Raw genomic sequence first — 16,943 nt, 5'->3', positions numbered from 1 at the left:
TGAGTCCATGGTGGCGGGGTAGATTGCCCTATGCGTTGCACCGTGATCGGAACCGGTTATCTGGGCGCCACCCACGCCGCGGGAATGGCCGAATTGGGCCACGAGGTGCTGGGTGTCGACGTCGACCCGGACAAGATCGCCAAGCTCTCTGCCGGGGAAGTTCCGTTCTATGAGCCCGGCCTGCGAAAGATGCTGCGGGACAACATCGACGCCGGGCGGCTGCGGTTCACCACCGACTACGCCGAAGCCGGCGCTTTCGCCGAGCTGCATTTCCTCGGGGTGGGAACCCCGCAGAAGAAAGGCGAATACGGCGCCGATCTGCGACACGTCTACAGCGTCATCGACGAGCTGGTGCCGCGGCTGTCGCAGTCGGCGGTGATCGCCGGGAAATCGACCGTGCCGGTGGGCACTGCCGCTGAACTGACGCAACGGGCAGAGCGCCTGGCGCCCAACGGAATCGACGTCGAGATCGCCTGGAATCCGGAATTCCTGCGGGAGGGTCACGCGGTCAACGACACCTTGCATCCCGACCGCATCGTGATCGGTGTGCAGCCGGGCTCGCAGCGGGCCGAGGCCATGCTGCGGCAGATGTACGCCTCGATGCTCGAGGCCGGCACCCCGTTCCTGGTGTCCGATCTGCAGACCGCCGAACTGGTCAAGGTGTCCGCCAACGCGTTTCTGGCGACCAAGATCTCCTTCATCAACGCGATGGCCGAGGTGTGCGAAGCGGCCGACGCCGACGTCACCATGCTGGCGGACGCACTGGGCTACGACGCGCGCATCGGTCGCCGATTCCTCAACGCGGGCTTGGGTTTCGGGGGAGGGTGCCTGCCCAAGGACATCCGCGCCTTCATGGCTCGCGCCGGCGAGCTGGGTGCCAATCAGGCGTTGACGTTCCTGCGCGAGGTGGACAGTATCAACATGCGCAGGCGTTCGCGCATGGTGGAGCTGGCCACGGCCGCGTGTGGCGGCTCGCTGTTGGGCAGCAACATCGCGGTGCTGGGCGCGGCATTCAAGCCCGAGTCCGATGACGTGCGGGACTCGCCCGCCCTCAACGTGGCCGGACTGCTGCAGCTCAACGGTGCCACGGTCAACGTCTACGACCCGCAGGCGATGGACAACTCTCGCAAGCTCTTCCCGACGCTGAACTACGCGGCGTCGGTGCAGGAGGCCTGCCAGCGCGCCGATGCGGTGCTGGTGCTGACCGAGTGGCAGGAGTTCGTGGACCTGGACCCGGTGACCCTCGGGGACACCGTGCGGGCGAAGGTGGTGGTCGACGGCCGCAACTGCCTCGACGACACCCGCTGGCGCGCCGCCGGTTGGCAGGTGCACTGCCTGGGCAGGCGCGTAGCCTGACCGGCGTGGACTTCGCTGCGGAATTCCTCGCCGAGACCGAGGCCTTCGGCGCGCTGATCTCTCAGGGCGACCCGGCCGCCGAGGTGCCGACCTGCCCGGGCTGGACGTTGCAGCAGCTGCTGCGGCACGTCGGGCGCGGCAACCGGTGGGCCGCCCAGATGGTGCTGGATCGCGCCTCCGAGGCGCTCGACCCGCGTGCCGTGCCGGACGGCAAGCCACCGGACGGGCAGGAATCCGCTTGGCTGCTGACAGGTGCGCACCGGTTGATCGACGCGGTGGCCACCGGCGGCGATGTCGAGGTCTGGACGTTCCTCGGTCCGCGGCCGGCGTCGTGGTGGGTGCGGCGCCGACTCCACGAAGTCCTGGTGCACCGCGCCGACGCCGCGCTGACTCTGCGGTGGCCTTTCCAGGCGCGCCCCGACCTTGCGGCCGACGCCATCAGCGAATGGCTGGACATCGTGGTGCTGGCCCCCGACATCGACCTGCGGACGGCGCTGCGCGACGGCGACTCGATTCACCTGCACGCCAGCGATGACGGACTCGGAGAAGGTGGGGAATGGACCGTCACCCGGGAGGGGGACACGGTGTCGTGGACCCACGATCATGGCAAGGGCACGGTGGCCCTGCGTGGCGCCGCGGTCGACCTGCTGCTGGCGCTGACCCGGCGCCGACCCCGCCAGGAACTGGCCGTGCAGACGTTCGGTGACGAAGCGGTGTGGCAATCGTGGGTGGACCACGTGAGCTTCTGACGGGCGTTGCGGAGGTAGGTTCACATCATGAGCACATCCGAGATCGCCACCGTCCTCGCCTGGCACGACGCGCTGAACGCCAAGGACCTCGCCACGCTGGTCGACCTGTCCAGTGACGACATCGAGGTCGCCCACGCCGACGGTGCCCTGCAGGGCCTGGAGGCGCTGCAGGAATGGGCCCAGACCTACGCCGGTGACGCCACCGTCGGACGGCTCTACGTCCGTGACGGACATGTGGTCGCCGAACAGTCCAACGGCGCGACAGCGTTTCGTGTGGTGCACGACCAGGTGACCTCCGTGTTCCGTCACCCGGACCTGGCGTCAGCGCTGCAGGCCACCGATCTGACCGAGGACGACCTGGACGCCTGATGCGGGGCATCATCCTGGCCGGCGGCTCGGGGACGCGGCTTTATCCGATCACCTTGGGCGCCGGTAAACAGCTGCTGCCGGTGTACGACAAGCCGCTGATCTACTATCCGTTGTCCACGCTCATGATGGCCGGCATCCGCGACATCCTGGTGATCACCACCACCGCGGACGCGCCGGCGTTCCACCGCCTGCTCGGCGACGGCTCGGCGTTCGGGATCAACCTGACCTACGCCGTGCAGGACAGTCCCGACGGGCTGGCCCAGGCGTTCGTCATCGGCGCTGACCACATCGGCACCGAGTCGGTGGCATTGGCGTTGGGCGACAACATCTTCTACGGCCCGGGGCTGGGCACGAGCCTGAGCCGGTTCGCCGGGGTGGACGGGGGCGCCATCTTCGCCTACTGGGTGGCCGACCCGTCCGCGTACGGGGTGGTGGAGTTCAGCGCCGACGGCGTGGCGCTGTCGCTGGAAGAGAAACCGGCAACACCCAAGTCCCACTACGCGGTCCCGGGTCTGTACTTCTACTCCAGCGATGTGGTGGACATCGCGCGGTCGCTGAAGCCCTCTGCCCGAGGCGAATACGAGATCACCGAGATCAATCAGACGTATCTGGACCAGGGGAGGCTGACCGTCGAGGTGCTGGCCCGCGGTACGGCCTGGCTGGACACCGGCACCTTCGACTCGCTGCTGGATGCCAGCGACTACGTGCGCACCATCGAGCGCCGTCAGGGCCTACGGATCTCGATCCCCGAAGAGGTGGCCTGGCGCATGGGCTTCATCGACGACGAGCAGCTGGCGCAGCGCGCCCTAGGACTGGTCAAGTCCGGATACGGCGGGTACCTGTTGGAGCTGCTGGGCCGCCAGGGGTAGCCAGCACAGCGGCGATGGCGGTGGTCAGCGGCACCGACAACGCCAGCGCGATACCGCCCACGGCGGACCGGGCGATCTCGATGGCGACGCTCTCACTGGTCAGCACATCCGACAGGGACCGTCCCGCGACGCTGAACAACAGCAGCAACGGCAGCGAGCTGCCCGCATACGCCAGCACCAGGGTGTACACCGTGCTGGCGATGTGATCGCGACCCACCCGCATGGCGCCGGTGAACACCGCACGCCGCGAGGTGTTCTCGATGGCGGCGAGCTCGAAGGCGGTGGACGCCTGCGTGACGGTGACGTCGTTGAGCACACCGAGCGACCCGATGATGAACCCGGCGAGCAACAGCCCGGTGATCGACACATTGCCCAGGTAGGCGGCCACCTCGTTGTTCTGGTCTTCCGACAGCCCGGTCAGCTGGGCCACTTCGATAGCCGCCCAGCTCAATACGGCCGCCAGCAGCAACGAGGTCAGGGTGCCCAGCAGCGCCGCCGATGTCCGCAGACTGACTCCGTGTGCCAGATAGATGACGGCATACAGGATGGCCGCCGAGGCCACCAGGGACACCGGCACCGCGGGGGCGCCGTCGCGCAGCGCGGGCAGCAGGAATATGACCAGAACCGCGAAGGCCACCACGATGCCGACCATTGCCCGCAACCCCCGCCAGCGGGCCACCGCCACGACGATCACCGCGAACGCCAGCGCCAGTCCGATCAGCGGCCAGGTGCGCTCGTAGTCGAAGAACGCATAGGTGGTGGCGCCCTGTGCGTCGACCGCGCGGATGATCCGGATGTCCTCGCCGGCAACCAAGTTGGGTTGGCCGGGTGTTTGAGTGAACTCCAGCAAGGTGGTGGCGCCGGCATTGGGGCCGGAGTCGATGGACACCACCGACTGCACACAGTCACCGGCGCCGGGCAGGCCGGGTGCCGGCGCCGAGGTCAGCACCTGCCCCGCCGACGGGCTGCCGCAGGTACCCAGCGCGGTGGACACCACGTGGCCACCCTCGGTGGTGACCGCCCCGCCTGTCGCGTCCTGGAAGGGCAGGGGGATGTCGGCCTTCTGCTGGCTGGGCCACAACACCACCGCGCCGGCCAGCACGGCCACGCCGATGGCGATCAGCAGGCCCACCACCACCCGGGCGGCCAGCGGGCCCAGGGGGGCGGGGCCGCTGTGGGAGTGCGAATGGCTGTGTGCCATCAGCAGTCTGACGGAGCGGGTTCACCGGCGAACCTGGCCTTGACCCAGTCGGTCAGGGCGTCACCGGGATTGAGATCGTGACCGCCGTCGTCGACCCGGGTGGCCTCGATGGTGTCACCCAGGTCGCACGCCCGCTGCAGCGCTTCCTCGGTCCACTCGGGCCGGATCAGCTGGTCATTGCCGCCGTAGTAGACGGCGATCGGGATCTGCGTGGGAATCTGCGGCAGGGCGTAGGAGGCCAACCGTTCGGTGAGGCGGGCGACCGCTTCGGGCGAGGCGTCCTTGGGCTGTACCGGACCCGGCGCACACGACACGGACTGATCGGATCCTTCCGGGAGGTAGTCCGTGGGGATGATCTCCGGGTCGACGGCCGACAGCCCGGCGATGAGCAGCGGAAAGACGGATTTCTGGGCGTCGGTCAGCGTGGCGGGATCGCCCAGTCGGCTGGCGTCCAGTGCGGGCACCACCGCGGCGGCGCCCAGCAGTTGGGTTCCGTCGCCGTACTCTTTTCCGTACTCGGCGGCGGCAAACGCGGCCTGCCCACCTTGGGAATTCCCCACCGCCACCCAACGGTCCGACAGTTCGGGGTCGAGGGTGCGGGCGGCCCGGACGGCGTCGATCACGTTGAACGCAGCCGATTTCGGCTCCAGGTAGGGGTGCACCTGCCGGGGCTCGGCACCGATGTCGCCCAGGCCCACGTAGTCGGTGTAGGCCACTGCGTAACCCTGCCCCAGGATGGCGCCCACGAACGAGATGCTGCCGGCCAATTCTTTGTCGGCGGTCGGACCGCACCCCTGCGACACCCCGGTGGTGTAGTGGGCGTAGCTGATCACCGGCCAGCCACCGTCGGGCGCGTCACCCGGCGGGACGAACAGCGCGCCGCTGACCACCGTCGGCGCGCCGTCGATCCCGGACGTCGACCGGTAGATCATCGTGGAAGCCTTGCTGCCGGACGGCAGTTTGGCCATGTCGAACGACGTCTCGTCGTCGGAGGAGATGACCTGGCCGCGCTGGGCCCACACCTGCGGCGCGATGTCCGGCATGGTGCGGGTGTAGGCCATCGGCTGCTGGGCCCGTTCGATCGGCATCGTCTGGGACGGAGCAGCAGAACCGCATCCCGCGACGACGAGAACGGTCAGCAGCAGTGCCGGGAGGGTTCGACGGGTTCGGCGCACCTACTGACGGTAGCTCGCGAGGAAGTTGCCCAAACGTTCGATGGCGTCGGACAGGTCACGCGACCACGGCAGGGTCACGATCCGCAGGTGATCTGGTGCGGGCCAGTTGAACCCTGTGCCCTGCACCACAAGAATCTTCTCCTGCAGCAACAGGTCCAGCACCAGTTGCTCGTCATCGTGGATGTCGTAGACCTCGGGGTCCAGCCGGGGGAACGCATACAACGCACCCGCGGGCTTCACACAGGAAACCCCGGGGATCTCGTTGAGCTTGTTCCAGGCCACATCCCGCTGTTCGAGCAGGCGCCCACCGGGCAGCACCAGGTCGTCGATGCTCTGATGTCCGCCGAGGGCCACCTGGATGGCATGTTGCGCAGGCACATTCGGGCACAGTCGCATACTGGCCAGCAGGCTGATGCCTTCGAGGAAGCTGCTGGCGTGTTCCTTGGGGCCGGTGATGACCAGCCAGCCCGAGCGGTAGCCGGCCACGCGGTAGGCCTTGGACAGGCCGTTGAATGTCAGCGTCAACAGATCGGGAGCCAACGTCGCCAGGCTGATGTGCTGGGCGTCGTCGTAGAGGATCTTGTCGTAGATCTCGTCGGCCAGCAGCAGCAGCTGGTGCTTGCGCGCCAACTCGACCATCTGCTCCAGGATTTCGCGGCTGTACACCGCCCCGGTCGGGTTGTTCGGGTTGATCACCACCAGCGCTTTGGTGCGGTCGGTGATCTTGGATTCCAGGTCGGCGATGTCGGGATTCCAGCCCTGGGTCTCGTCGCACAGGTAGTGCACCGGGGTGCCGCCGGCCAGCGCCGTCGACGCGGTCCACAGTGGGTAGTCCGGCGCCGGGATCAGCACCTGGTCTCCGTTGTCGAGCAGCGCCTGCAACGTCATCGTGATGAGCTCGGAGACTCCGTTGCCCAGGTAGACGTCGTCGATGTCGAACTTGGGGAAGCCGTCTACCAGTTCGTAGCGGGTGAACACCGCGCGCCGGGCGCTGACGATGCCCTTGGAGTCGGAGTAACCCTGGGCGTACGGCAGCGAGGCGATGATGTCCCGCATGATCACATCGGGGGCTTCGAAGCCGAACGGCGCCGGGTTGCCGATGTTGAGCTTGAGGATCCGGTGGCCCTCGTTCTCCAAGCGGGTGGCGTGCTCGGCGATGGGCCCTCGAATCTCGTAGAGGACATCCTGCAGCTTCGTCGACTGGGTGAAGACGCGCTGCCGGGTCCCGTGGCCGGTCTGATGCCACGGCAGCTGGTGGGTGCTCACGGCAACGATCATCCCACGGCTGTCGAAACGTTTTTTTAAGACACGTTGCCGCGCTCCGCGGTTTTGCCGACGGTTGGCTGTTAACTCGCTGCAACACCACTGGTCGGGAGGCGCAGGATATGAGGCTGACAGTCGTCGTGCTGTTGTCGTTGATGGTTGCCCTGGCGGCACCTGCGCGGGCAGAGGCACCCCCGTTTCAGGGCAACTACGCCGGCGGTGACGCCGAGAACTACTGGACCGTGGCCACCGCCTGTCAGACCGAGGGGTGCACCGGCACCGTGTCCAGCAATCAGGGGTGGCAGGTGCCGACGAAGATGGCGGGCGGGCTCTGGCATTTCGTCATCACCAAACCGGACGGTGCCATCTGCGCCGACGGCAGCTACGCCCCGGCCTACATCGAGATCGAGGTGAACCCGGTGAACTTGAACGGCGTCATCTCGCTGGACGACAACTACAGCTGCCCGGGCGGAAACGTCACCCAGACGCCGTTCACGCTCACCAAGGTCGGTTAGCGGTACACCGCCGCGAGGTTGGTGTACTCCGTCCATGTTGCTTGGAACTCTTCGGGACTCAGCGTCGTCTCGACGTGGGCGCCCACGGTGCGAAACGCCGCCGGATCCAGTAACGCCAGCGTGGCGGATTGATCCCAGAACAACGTCCGGCCGCCGTAGCCCGACTGCTCCCAGGTATCCAGGGCCCAGCTGTCCGGGTGGTTGAGCAACACCTGTTTGAGGGTGTTGGGCAGTCCCACCGGCCCCAGCGCCCGCACCATCGCCAGCGTGGGTCCATAGACCGTGCCGGTGCATCCCGCTGCGTTGGGGGTCAGGTCGCAATCGGTTCGGGGGACATCGACGTAGGTGTGGTCGAGGCCGGGCAGTTGCTCATGGAATGCGGTGACGCACGAGGCTCGGTCATAGAGGCAGTTGAACGATTCGACGGCCTCGAGGTCGGGGTCACCCTCCAGGGGCCGGCCGGTGATGACCACCCGGCCGAGCTTGGGGCGGATGGCCGGGCTGTAAGCCACGAACGACGTGAAGCCGCCCAGCAGGAGGGCATCCACCGTCTGACAACCTGCGGTGGCGTCGACAACCTGCCGGACGAAGTCGGGACTCGTTTGCGCCGGGGGGAGTGGGGTGGGCAGGAAGTTGTTCAGCCGGTCCAGCAGCGCCCGGTACACCGGCACAAAATCCCCGAAGGACTCGGCGATGTCGGCGTCGGAGCGGTTGATGCCGGCACCGACGATCACCGGGATCCGGCGCTGGCCGGGTTCGGCGATCAGCCGCTCGACGGCCGAGGCGCCCATCGGGGCCCGGGTGAAACCCTCGGTGGTCACCACCGCCGCGACATGACGGGCTCCGATGACGGTGGGGATGGACATCAGGTCGTCGATGTCGAAGTCGGTGTCGACTACCACGCAGTCCGCGGGTGCTGCGGCCGCCGGAGTGGCCAGTCCGAGGGCCGCCACCAACGCCGAAATTGCACACAGTGCGAGCTTTCGGCGGAAAGCGCGCACTGTGTGCAGTCTCGAGGAGTGGGTCAGCGCTTGCCCGGGCGGCGGGCGCCCTTGGCGATGCCGAGGCCCTTGACGGGTGGCTCATCGCCGACGACACGGGCCTCACCGTTGCCGGATCCATTGGCGGACGGGGCTTCCGGCGCCTCGGCTTCAGGCTCAGGCTCAGGCTCCGGGGTCGGCTCCGGATCGGGTGTGGCTGCCGCGGGCTGCGGTGCCGCGGCTGTCTTCTTGGCGCCGGGACGCTTGGCACCCGCGGCGATGCCCAGACCCTTCACCGGAGGCTCGGTCTTGACCGCGGAGTCCAACCCCCGATTCGAATCGGCGCTGTCGGCGGCCTGGGTGCCGGACTCGGCCTCATCGGGGTCGACGTTCGCCGGCTGCACCACGGTGGCGGCACCCTCGTTCGGCGACGCCGCGGCCGGAGCCTTCTTCGCGCCGGGGCGGCGGGCGCCGGCGGCGATACCGAGACCCTTGACGGGCGCCTCGGCCTTGGGGGTCTCCTCCGCTGCGGCGGGCTCGGCCGCCGGAGCAGCAGCGCTCGCCGGGGCGGCTTTCTTGGCGCCGGGGCGCTTGGCGCCGCCCGCGATACCCAGACCCTTGACCGGAGCCTCGGTCTTCGGAGCCTCCTGCGCCGGTGCGGCGGCGGCGGACGCGGCTTTCTTGGCGCCGGGGCGCTTGGCGCCGCCCGCGATACCCAGACCCTTGACCGGAGCTTCGGCCTTGGCCTCTTCCTGCGCCGGTGCAGCGGCCGCGGGGGCGGCCTTCTTGGCGCCCGGGCGCTTGGCAGCGCCGGCCATCCCCAGACCCTTCACCGGAGCCTGTGTCTTGACCTCGGCTGGCGCCTCCTCGGCCACCTCCGCAGCCGGTGCCTCCTCGGCTTCGACCTCGGCCGGTGCCTCCGGCTGCGCCTCGGCCCGCGCGGCAGCACGCTTCTCGGCCTCAGCGGCCGCGGAACCCTTGGCGGGCAGCGTCACCGAGCTCAGATCCAGCGACCCCAGCAGCAGCTGCGCCACGTCGAGCACCTCCGGCGGCTTCTCCAAGCTGCGGGTGGCCGTCACGTCGTCCACACCGTCGGTCATCATCACCCGGCAGAACGGGCAGCCGGTGGCGATGGCCGAGGCGCCGGTGTCGACGGCTTCCTCACTGCGCTCGACGTTGACCCGCTTGCCGATGTGCTCTTCCATCCACATCCGGGCGCCGCCGGCGCCGCAGCACAGGCCGCGGTCGGCGTGGCGGGGCATCTCCTTGAGCGTGGCGCCGGCCGCGCCCACCAGGTCACGCGGTGCCTCGTAGACCTTGTTGTGCCGGCCCAGATAGCAGGGATCGTGGTAGGTGATGTCCTGGCTCACGGTGTTGACCGGCACCAGCTTCTTGTCCCGCACCAGGCGGTTCAGCAGCTGGGTGTGGTGCAGCACCGTGTAGTTGGCGCCCACCTGCGTGTACTCGCGGCCCAGAGTGTTGAAGCAGTGCGGGCAGGTGACGACGACCTTGCGGTCGACGGTCTCCACGCCTTCGAACAGGTCGTTGATGGTCTCGATGTTCTGCGCCGCCAGCTGCTGGAACAGGAACTCGTTGCCCGAGCGGCGGGCCGAGTCGCCGGTGCAGGTCTCACCGTCGCCCAGCACCAGGAACTTCACGCCCGCGACGGACAGCAGCTCGGCCACGGCCTTGGTGGTCCGCTTGGCACGGTCCTCGTAGGCGCCGGCGCAGCCGACCCAGAACAGGTACTCGTAGCCGTCGAAGCTGTCGACGTCCTTGCCGTAGACCGGGATGTCGAACTCCACCTCGTCGATCCAGGTCAGGCGGTCCTTGGCGTTCTGGCCCCAGGGGTTGCCCTTGTTCTCGAGGTTCTTGAACAGCACCCCGAGTTCGGAAGGGAACTCCGACTCCATCAGCACCTGGTAGCGGCGCATGTCCACGATGTGGTCGATGTGTTCGATGTCCACGGGGCACTGCTCGACGCAGGCGCCGCAGGTGGTGCAGCTCCACAGCACGTCGGGGTCGATGACGCCGCCCTGCTCCAGGGTGCCGACCAGCGGACGGGTGGCCTGCTCGGGCCCGGAACCCATGATGCGCTCGAAGCCCGACTCGGGCACGTGCTCATGAGCATGCTCTTCGGACTTCTTCTCCCCGCGCACCTCTTCGCCCAGGCCGCCCTCAGGGGTGTTCTCCAGCGGCGATTCCTTGTCACCGAGGATGTAGGGCGCCTTGGCGAACAGGTGATCGCGCAGGTTCATGATCACGAGCTTGGGAGACAACGGCTTGCCGGTGTTCCACGCCGGACACTGCGACTGGCAGCGGCCGCACTCGGTGCACGTGGTGAAGTCGAGGTAGCCCTTCCAGCTGAAGTCCTCGATCTTGCCGCGGCCCAGCACGGCGTCCTCGGCGGGATCCTCGAAGTCGATGAGCTCGCCGCCGGACTCCATGGGCAGCAGCGGGCCCAGGCCGTCGGGCAGCCGCTTGAAGGTGACGTTGATCGGTGCCAGGCCGATGTGCAGGTGCTTGGAGTGCAGCACGATCAGCAGAAAGACCAGCATGACGCCGATGTGCGCCAGCAGCGCGACGGTCTCGATGACGTGGTTGGCGGACTGCCCCAGCGGTTCCAGCACCACCGCCAGGCCGTGGGACAGGAAGGCGCCCCAGCCGTAGGGGAAGGCTTCGCCCAGGTTGTTCACCGCGGCGGCCCGGAAGATCGCGTAAGTCAGGATGACCAGGAAGATCATGAACAGGATCAGCCAGGCGCCGCCGGTGTGGGAGCCGTAGAACCGCGAGTCGCGGCCGTGTTCCTTGGGCTCGGAGCGCAACCGGATGATCGAGAAGACGATGATGCCCAGCAGCACGGCGAGAGCGAAGAAGTCCTGCAGGAAGCCCAGCGCGTCCCAGCGGCCGATCAGCGGGATGTGGAACTCGGGGTTGAACAGCACGCCGTAGGCCTCGAGGTACACCGAGGCCAGGATGAAGAAGCCCCACATCGTGAAGAAGTGGGCGATGCCCGGCAGGTTCCACTTCAGCAGTTTGGCCTGACCGAGGACTTCAGTGAACTGTGCTTTGACCCGATCGGGGATGTCGTCCTTGCGCCCGGCAGCGTCGCTGATGGGCTGACCGGAGCGGATCAAGTTAACGAGCCAGAGCACCCGCTTGACGGCGAGGGCGGCCACCACGGCCGTCGCGAGCAGGCCGATTACCAGCCTGACCCATTCCAAGGTGCCCACAAGTGCCTCCCCAATCGAAGTTACCCGACAGTAACTTATTGGATGTTACCGGACGGTAACTTAAGCTCGATCCAGCTCATAGTTACATCTCGGTGCAAATGTCCGCTACGGAGGCTTACCTAACTTCGACACAATTGTGTCGCGTGTCTCATTCGGGGGTGCTCAGCAGCGCGCGCAACATCGACAACATCTCCGACCGGGACTCCGCGCCCAGGCGGCGCCGGATCCGGGCCACGTGATGCTCGACCGTCTTCGCCGAGATGAACAGCTGCGCTCCGATGTCGCGGTACGGCATCCCGAGCACCAGCAACTCGGCGACTTCGCGCTCACGGTCCGACAGCGGAGACGCCGCAGTCGCCGGTGTCGCACGTGGTGAGCTGCTCTCCACCGCCGCTTCCGAGGCGCCCGATGTCAGCTTCAAGTCCCGCGCCACCTGCAACATCGCCCCCGACACCCGGGGATCGCCCGCCTGCAGGGCCGCCTGCCCGGCCAGCCGGGTGGCATCCCAGCCCAGGCCGTACCGGGCCAGGCCGCGCGCGGCAGCGGTCACGTCGTCGACATCGACCTGTCTGGCCAGCACCCTCAACCAGGACCGGCCGGCCATGGCCAGCGCACGGGCGAAGTCGCTGTGTGCGCCGGCCGCCGTCAGTGCCTGGCCATGCGGGGTGAGGGCCTCCGGCGAATTGGACAGGATGGCGGCGTGCACGCCGGACCAATGCAGCGGCAGCACCCAGGCAGTCGGATTGCCCAGTCCGGCCAACACCGCGAAAGCCTGGTCCAGCACCGGCGCCAGGCGGTCGGCCTGACGCAACCGTGCCGCGGCCACCCACAGCTCACCGAGCGGGAGCAGGGAGTACAGGTCCACCGAGAACTCGGTGAGCACATCCATGGCTACCGACCACTGGGTCTGCAGCGTGCCCGCGTCGCCACTGCGCCGCGCCAGCCCGGTCTTCAGGGCGGCCGCCCACAATGCGTCCCGGCGGTGCAGGCCGGACGCGGGTAGCGCGCCCGCATCGACCGCCGCCTGGGGCAGATGGCCATCCTGCATCTTCACCCACGCCGCCAACAGCCGGTGGCGGTGCGCGAACATCGGCGGTTCGGGTGCCCGCACCGCGCGTCCCAGCACGCTGCGGGCGCGCACCACATCGCCGGCGTGCAGGGCTGCCAACCCGACCAGCGCGGCGGGGCTGTCCGGCAGAGCCTCGGTGGTCGGCCTCTCCGGGCCGAGTGCCTGCCCGAGTTTGACGACGGCAGCGGAGTACGACTGGTCCACCGAGACCAGCACCCCGTCGGCCAGGCTGCGCGCGGCGCGGGCCGCGGCGGTGGGCGGCCCGCTCGGTGTGCCCACCGCGGCGTGCGCGGCAGCCAGCTCGCCGGCGCCGATCAGGGTCACCACGGCGGCAGCGCTCAGTGCCGAATCCGGCTGCGGCCCGATCCAGCCGAACAACTCGGCGGCGTGGGCCATGTCGCCGTCATGGGCGGCCACGGCCGCGGCCACCCGAACCGCCGCCGCGCGCACGCCCACATCCGGTGAGGCGAGCAGCTCGTCGCTCAGGGCCGCGGCGGCGGCGCAGTCGCCGGTCAACGCCAGGGCGTCGGCCAGCGGCACGGTGGGTGCGTCGGCACCGGCGGTCGCTGCCGCGCGCAGCAGTCGGGCAGCGACTTCGGGCCGGTCCCGCGCCCGCGCGGCCTCATCGCTGAGCGCCTGCGTCAGGCGCGCGTCGCGTACCCCGTGCTCGGCCAGCCGCAGCGCCAACATGGTGGCCAGCGTGCCCATCTCGAGTTGTGAACGCAGCAACGCGATTTCGATGTCGTGGTGGCGGGCCGTGCCCACGATGCGGGCCGTCGCGTCATGTACCGAGGAGAGGAAGCGGTCACCGTGCCCGGCGTCGAGCAGCCCGGTCGCATGGGCGGTGGCGGCCACCGCGTGGGCGGACTCAGCGTCGGTGCCCAGTGCGGCGGCGATGTCGGTGGGTCCCAGGTCCGGGCTCAGCGACGTGATCAGCAGGGCGTCGAGGACCGGTTGCTCGATGCGACGCAGCCGCTCGGTCAACGCGTTCTCCGCGGTCTGACTCACCGACCCGGCGCCGTCGAAGGAGGTCACCGAGTTCACCAGAAACGGCAGACCCGCTGTGACGGAGACGATCTCGGCCACCGTCGCGGCATCGACGCCGGGGTTCTCTGCAGCGATCTCGGCCCTGGTCAGGCCGGAGAGCGCAAGCCGTGGGCGTTCCCGCTCCAACGCGGCCATCAGCTCCCGCAGTGCCGCGCTGTGGTCGCGGGCCTCGGTGGCCACCACCACCGTGCGGGCAGGATCGGCCACCGCGGCGGTCACCGCAGCCAGTTCGGACACCGGCAGCAGATGCGCATCGTCGATCACCAGCGCCGCGTGGCTGACATCCCCGCTGGGCTGACTACGCACGTCAACATCGTTGCTACGCAGCGCTTCCCGGATATCGGCCAGGGCCGCACTCTTGCCGGTGCCGACCCCGCCGGTGATCAGTGCCTTCACCGGTGCGCCATGGCCCCCACGAATGACGGCGAGCAGGGTCGACCACCGGGGTGAGTGCCCGGGGCCGGCCTGATTCATCCCGCGTCCGGGAAGGTGGGGATCACCGGGTCGTCGGGAACGTCGGGTGTGTCAGGAGGGTCGGGGATCACCGGATCGGTGGTCGGCGGCGGGGCCGTGGTGGTGGGCGGCGGTTGTGTTGTGGTGGGCGGCGGTTGCGTGGTCGTCGGCGGGGTGGTGGTGGTGGTGCGCGTGGTTGTTGTCGTGGTGGGCGTGGTGGTGGTCGTTGTTGTCGTGGTGGTTGTGGTGGTGGTGGTAGTGGTGGTCGGAGACGTCGTGGTGGTCACCGGTGTGGTGGTGGTGATTGGAGGTGGCGGTGGTGGCGGCGGGACCTCCGAGGTGATGATCTGGCCGTTCTCGCCGGTGATGGTGACGGTCTCGGTGGTCAGCGGAACCTCGGGGCTGGATGCACCCGATTCGGTTGGCAGTGTGGTGGTCTCGGTGACCGGACCACTGTCGGTGCTGGTTCCGGTCAAGGTGATGGCCAGCCCGCCGACGGCCAACAGCGCGGCGGCGGCCGCGGCGCCGAACAGCACCGGCGGTCGCTTGTACCAGGCCAGCGGTGGCGGTTCCATGACGTAGGTCTCGTCGTCGCTGCGGTCGAACTCCACCGCTGGGCGGGCGCTGGTGGCGCCCTGCTGGGCGTAGGTGTCGAAGGTGTAGTCCTCGCCCGAATAGGGCACCGGTTCGCTGCCGGGTGAATCGTCGTCGGACCACGCCAGCGCCCGGAAGGTCGCCGACGGTGAACCGTCGGAGGCGGATTCGGCGGCGGCCGCTCCCGCCGCACCGGCCGCCCACGCCGCGGGTGCCAATCCGGTGGGCAGGTCGGCGGCGTCCACCGAGCTGGCCATGCCGGTGGGGGCGTCCGGTGACGGGCCCTGCACCGCCAGCAGCGCGGCGCCGGCCGCCACCGAGGCAGCCGGGTCCGGCGACGTGATGACGGGAACCCGCAGCTCTTCCGAGAGGCGTTGCGTCAGTATCGGGATGGCCGCACCCCCGCCGACGGTCGCCACGGCAGACAGCGCGGTCGCGGGAATCCTGTTGCTCTCCAACAGGTCTCCGAGTGCATCGAAGAATCCGGCGAGCGGCTCGGTCAGCAGCCCCTCGAGTTCACTGCGGGTGAGCCGGACATCGGAGGTGGCGGTGGGCAACTGGACCGGGATCACCGTCGCGGTCTCGGCAGACAGCCGCTCCTTGGCGAGTTTGCATTCGCCCCGCAACCGGGTGAGTGCTCCCACCGCCGCCGTCCCGGCCGTCTCCGCTCCACCGGCGTCGGCCACCCCAGCGAGCACATGGCGCAGGATTGCCTGATCGAGCTGCTCTCCGGACAGGTCGGGGAAGCGCACCACCTCGCCCACGGGGGACAGGCCTGCGCCCGCGTCGGCCAGGGCCAGGGTGGTGCCGCTGCCGCCGAAGTCGCACAGCGCCACGATCCCGGACTCCGGGAGACCCTGGTCCGCCTTCAGGGCAGCCAGCGCGGCGGCCGCGTCCGACACCAGCTCCGGCGGCGCACCGTCGGAGTACAGGCTGGTCTTCGACCGTAGGGCACCGCGCAACGCCCCGACGGTTGCCGGACCCCAGTGCGCGGGCACGGCGACGGCCACCCGCGCCGGTGCCGATCCGTCGGCCACCGCGCGGGCCATCGACTCCAGTGCTTCGGCCATCAACGCCTCGCCGCGATGCGATGACCCGTCCTGGGCCACCAGCGGCACCGGGTCACCCACCCGCTCGACGAAGCCCCACATCACCACTCCGGGTTCGGTGAGTCCGGGGTTCTCGCTGGGCAGGCCCACCTCGGGCGGCCGGTGCTCGAACAACGTCAGGACCGAACGGCGGACCACCGGCGGCCGACCGGTGCGCAGCGCAACCAGGTTCGTCGCCCCGATGGACAACCCCAACGAGTCGGTCATGTCGCCTGCCTATCATCTGTGGAGCCGCGTGCGGCCCTCACCTTAGCCGCAGGGGGGATGGTTGCCCGTGACGCCGGGCCACGATCCCCCTATCAGTTCACATCCCCTATCGGGGCAGCCCCTAACGACGGGTCAGGGGTAGTGGGTATCGCACCGATCCGCTGCGGTGGGCCCGCGCCCTAGCATCAACGGCATCGAGTAGTGGACTCGTCGAGCACAAGAGGAGCGCGGGGGATGGCAAACGAACTTCTGGACTTCGTGATGGGTCTGGTCCGGGACCCGGACGCCGCCGCACGGTACGCCGCCGATCCGTCCCAGGCCATCGCTGACGCCCACCTGACGAATGTCACCAGCGCCGACGTCAACAACCTGATCCCCATGGTGTCCGACTCGCTGTCCATGGCCGCGCCTGCGTTCGGTGCCGATGCCGGCCTCGACGACACGCTCGACGGCAATGTCTGGACCAGCGGCGCCGCGACCGCGGCCTTTGATGCTTTCGCGCCCTTGACCACCGAGCACATCAGCGACATCCCCACCGTCGTGGACACTGCCGGTCCGGAGGTGGCATCGGTGGTCCCGGACTTCGAGCCACTGGTCGACACGGTGCTGACCGACGACCCCGCATTGGGCGACGCCTCGGCTGACCCGGCACCCGCCCTGTGGGAGGGCCCGGCCACCGATCCCCAGCCGCTGGACGAGGGCCACCACACGTTCGACCTGTTCGACTAGGGTCACCGCCCCTGACGGCACACCG

General features: G+C 68.9%; 13 protein-coding genes. 6 read left to right on the top strand and 7 right to left on the bottom strand.

The genetic code is table 11. The features are described from left to right. The first annotated feature begins 30 nt into the window (after positions 1-30). The 4 genes from G6N58_RS04470 to rfbA are packed head-to-tail and all read left to right on the top strand — an operon-like array spanning position 31 to position 3,343. Complete coding sequence (locus G6N58_RS04470) at positions 31-1,356, top strand: UDP-glucose dehydrogenase family protein (RefSeq protein WP_115279573.1); 1,326 nt, start codon at positions 31-33, stop codon at positions 1,354-1,356. Between the two features lie 5 nt (positions 1,357-1,361). Continuing rightward, positions 1,362-2,105, top strand: coding sequence for a maleylpyruvate isomerase family mycothiol-dependent enzyme (locus tag G6N58_RS04465; RefSeq protein WP_115279574.1), 744 nt, complete (start codon positions 1,362-1,364; stop codon positions 2,103-2,105). Positions 2,106-2,132: 27 nt separating this feature from the next. Next, positions 2,133-2,474: a nuclear transport factor 2 family protein gene (locus G6N58_RS04460; RefSeq protein WP_068918757.1), complete on the top strand. Its 342-nt coding sequence runs from the start codon at positions 2,133-2,135 to the stop codon at positions 2,472-2,474. Then, positions 2,474-3,343 carry a glucose-1-phosphate thymidylyltransferase RfbA gene (gene rfbA / locus G6N58_RS04455; protein WP_115279575.1) on the top strand — a complete coding sequence of 290 codons (870 nt, stop codon included), beginning with the start codon at positions 2,474-2,476 and terminating at the stop codon, positions 3,341-3,343. Before G6N58_RS04460 ends, rfbA begins: the two co-directional genes overlap by 1 nt. Here rfbA and G6N58_RS04450 read toward each other — a convergent pair. The 3 genes from G6N58_RS04450 to G6N58_RS04440 are packed head-to-tail and all read right to left on the bottom strand — an operon-like array spanning position 3,291 to position 6,997. After that, positions 3,291-4,544 carry a YibE/F family protein gene (locus G6N58_RS04450; protein WP_163907906.1) on the bottom strand — a complete coding sequence of 418 codons (1,254 nt, stop codon included), beginning with the start codon at positions 4,542-4,544 and terminating at the stop codon, positions 3,291-3,293. The two genes, rfbA and G6N58_RS04450, sit on opposite strands and share 53 nt — an antisense overlap. Further along, a complete protein-coding gene (locus G6N58_RS04445) occupies positions 4,544-5,719 on the bottom strand; it encodes a lipase family protein (protein WP_147289361.1) in 1,176 nt (391 codons plus the stop codon). Before G6N58_RS04445 ends, G6N58_RS04450 begins: the two co-directional genes overlap by 1 nt. Further along, positions 5,720-6,997 carry a pyridoxal phosphate-dependent aminotransferase gene (locus tag G6N58_RS04440; protein WP_068918754.1) on the bottom strand — a complete coding sequence of 426 codons (1,278 nt, stop codon included), beginning with the start codon at positions 6,995-6,997 and terminating at the stop codon, positions 5,720-5,722. It abuts the gene before it with no gap. A gap of 107 nt (positions 6,998-7,104) precedes the next feature. Between G6N58_RS04440 and G6N58_RS04435 the strand changes: the two genes are divergently transcribed. Further along, positions 7,105-7,497, top strand: a complete 393-nt coding sequence (locus tag G6N58_RS04435; protein WP_115279577.1) for a hypothetical protein — start codon at positions 7,105-7,107, stop codon at positions 7,495-7,497. On the opposite strand, the gene G6N58_RS04430 is transcribed toward G6N58_RS04435, so the two are convergent. From G6N58_RS04430 to G6N58_RS04415, 4 genes are all read right to left on the bottom strand, one after another. Continuing rightward, complete coding sequence (locus G6N58_RS04430) at positions 7,494-8,450, bottom strand: nucleoside hydrolase (RefSeq protein ID WP_115279578.1); 957 nt, start codon at positions 8,448-8,450, stop codon at positions 7,494-7,496. The two genes, G6N58_RS04435 and G6N58_RS04430, sit on opposite strands and share 4 nt — an antisense overlap. A 71-nt stretch (positions 8,451-8,521) precedes the next feature. Beyond that, positions 8,522-11,710, bottom strand: a complete 3,189-nt coding sequence (locus G6N58_RS04425; protein WP_163907904.1) for a (Fe-S)-binding protein — start codon at positions 11,708-11,710, stop codon at positions 8,522-8,524. A 148-nt stretch (positions 11,711-11,858) separates the two neighbouring features. Next, complete coding sequence (gene iniR, locus G6N58_RS04420; RefSeq protein ID WP_115279580.1) at positions 11,859-14,300, bottom strand: isoniazid response ATPase/transcriptional regulator IniR; 2,442 nt, start codon at positions 14,298-14,300, stop codon at positions 11,859-11,861. After that, positions 14,297-16,189 carry an Hsp70 family protein gene (locus tag G6N58_RS04415; protein WP_163907902.1) on the bottom strand — a complete coding sequence of 631 codons (1,893 nt, stop codon included), beginning with the start codon at positions 16,187-16,189 and terminating at the stop codon, positions 14,297-14,299. The genes iniR and G6N58_RS04415 overlap by 4 nt, the downstream gene beginning before the upstream one ends. A gap of 234 nt (positions 16,190-16,423) precedes the next feature. Here G6N58_RS04415 and G6N58_RS04410 point away from each other — a divergent pair, with 234 nt between their 5' ends. After that, positions 16,424-16,918: an Rv0340 family IniB-related protein gene (locus tag G6N58_RS04410; protein WP_115279581.1), complete on the top strand. Its 495-nt coding sequence runs from the start codon at positions 16,424-16,426 to the stop codon at positions 16,916-16,918. The last annotated feature ends 25 nt before the right edge of the window (positions 16,919-16,943 follow it).

The sequence above is a fragment of the Mycolicibacterium tokaiense genome, from assembly GCF_010725885.1.
GTDB classification, from domain to species: domain Bacteria; phylum Actinomycetota; class Actinomycetes; order Mycobacteriales; family Mycobacteriaceae; genus Mycobacterium; species Mycobacterium tokaiense.
This window is presented reverse-complemented; position numbering and strand designations above follow the sequence as displayed.

Coding starts and splice junctions, on each gene's coding strand:
- G6N58_RS04470 (WP_115279573.1), top strand. CDS start 31: ATGCGTTGCACCGTGATCGGAACCGGTTATCTGGGCGCCACCCACGCC.
- G6N58_RS04460 (WP_068918757.1), top strand. CDS start 2,133: ATGAGCACATCCGAGATCGCCACCGTCCTCGCCTGGCACGACGCGCTG.
- rfbA (WP_115279575.1), top strand. CDS start 2,474: ATGCGGGGCATCATCCTGGCCGGCGGCTCGGGGACGCGGCTTTATCCG.
- G6N58_RS04450 (WP_163907906.1), bottom strand. CDS start 4,544: ATGGCACACAGCCATTCGCACTCCCACAGCGGCCCCGCCCCCCTGGGC.
- G6N58_RS04440 (WP_068918754.1), bottom strand. CDS start 6,997: ATGATCGTTGCCGTGAGCACCCACCAGCTGCCGTGGCATCAGACCGGC.
- G6N58_RS04435 (WP_115279577.1), top strand. CDS start 7,105: ATGAGGCTGACAGTCGTCGTGCTGTTGTCGTTGATGGTTGCCCTGGCG.
- iniR (WP_115279580.1), bottom strand. CDS start 14,300: ATGAATCAGGCCGGCCCCGGGCACTCACCCCGGTGGTCGACCCTGCTC.
- G6N58_RS04415 (WP_163907902.1), bottom strand. CDS start 16,189: ATGACCGACTCGTTGGGGTTGTCCATCGGGGCGACGAACCTGGTTGCG.
- G6N58_RS04410 (WP_115279581.1), top strand. CDS start 16,424: ATGGCAAACGAACTTCTGGACTTCGTGATGGGTCTGGTCCGGGACCCG.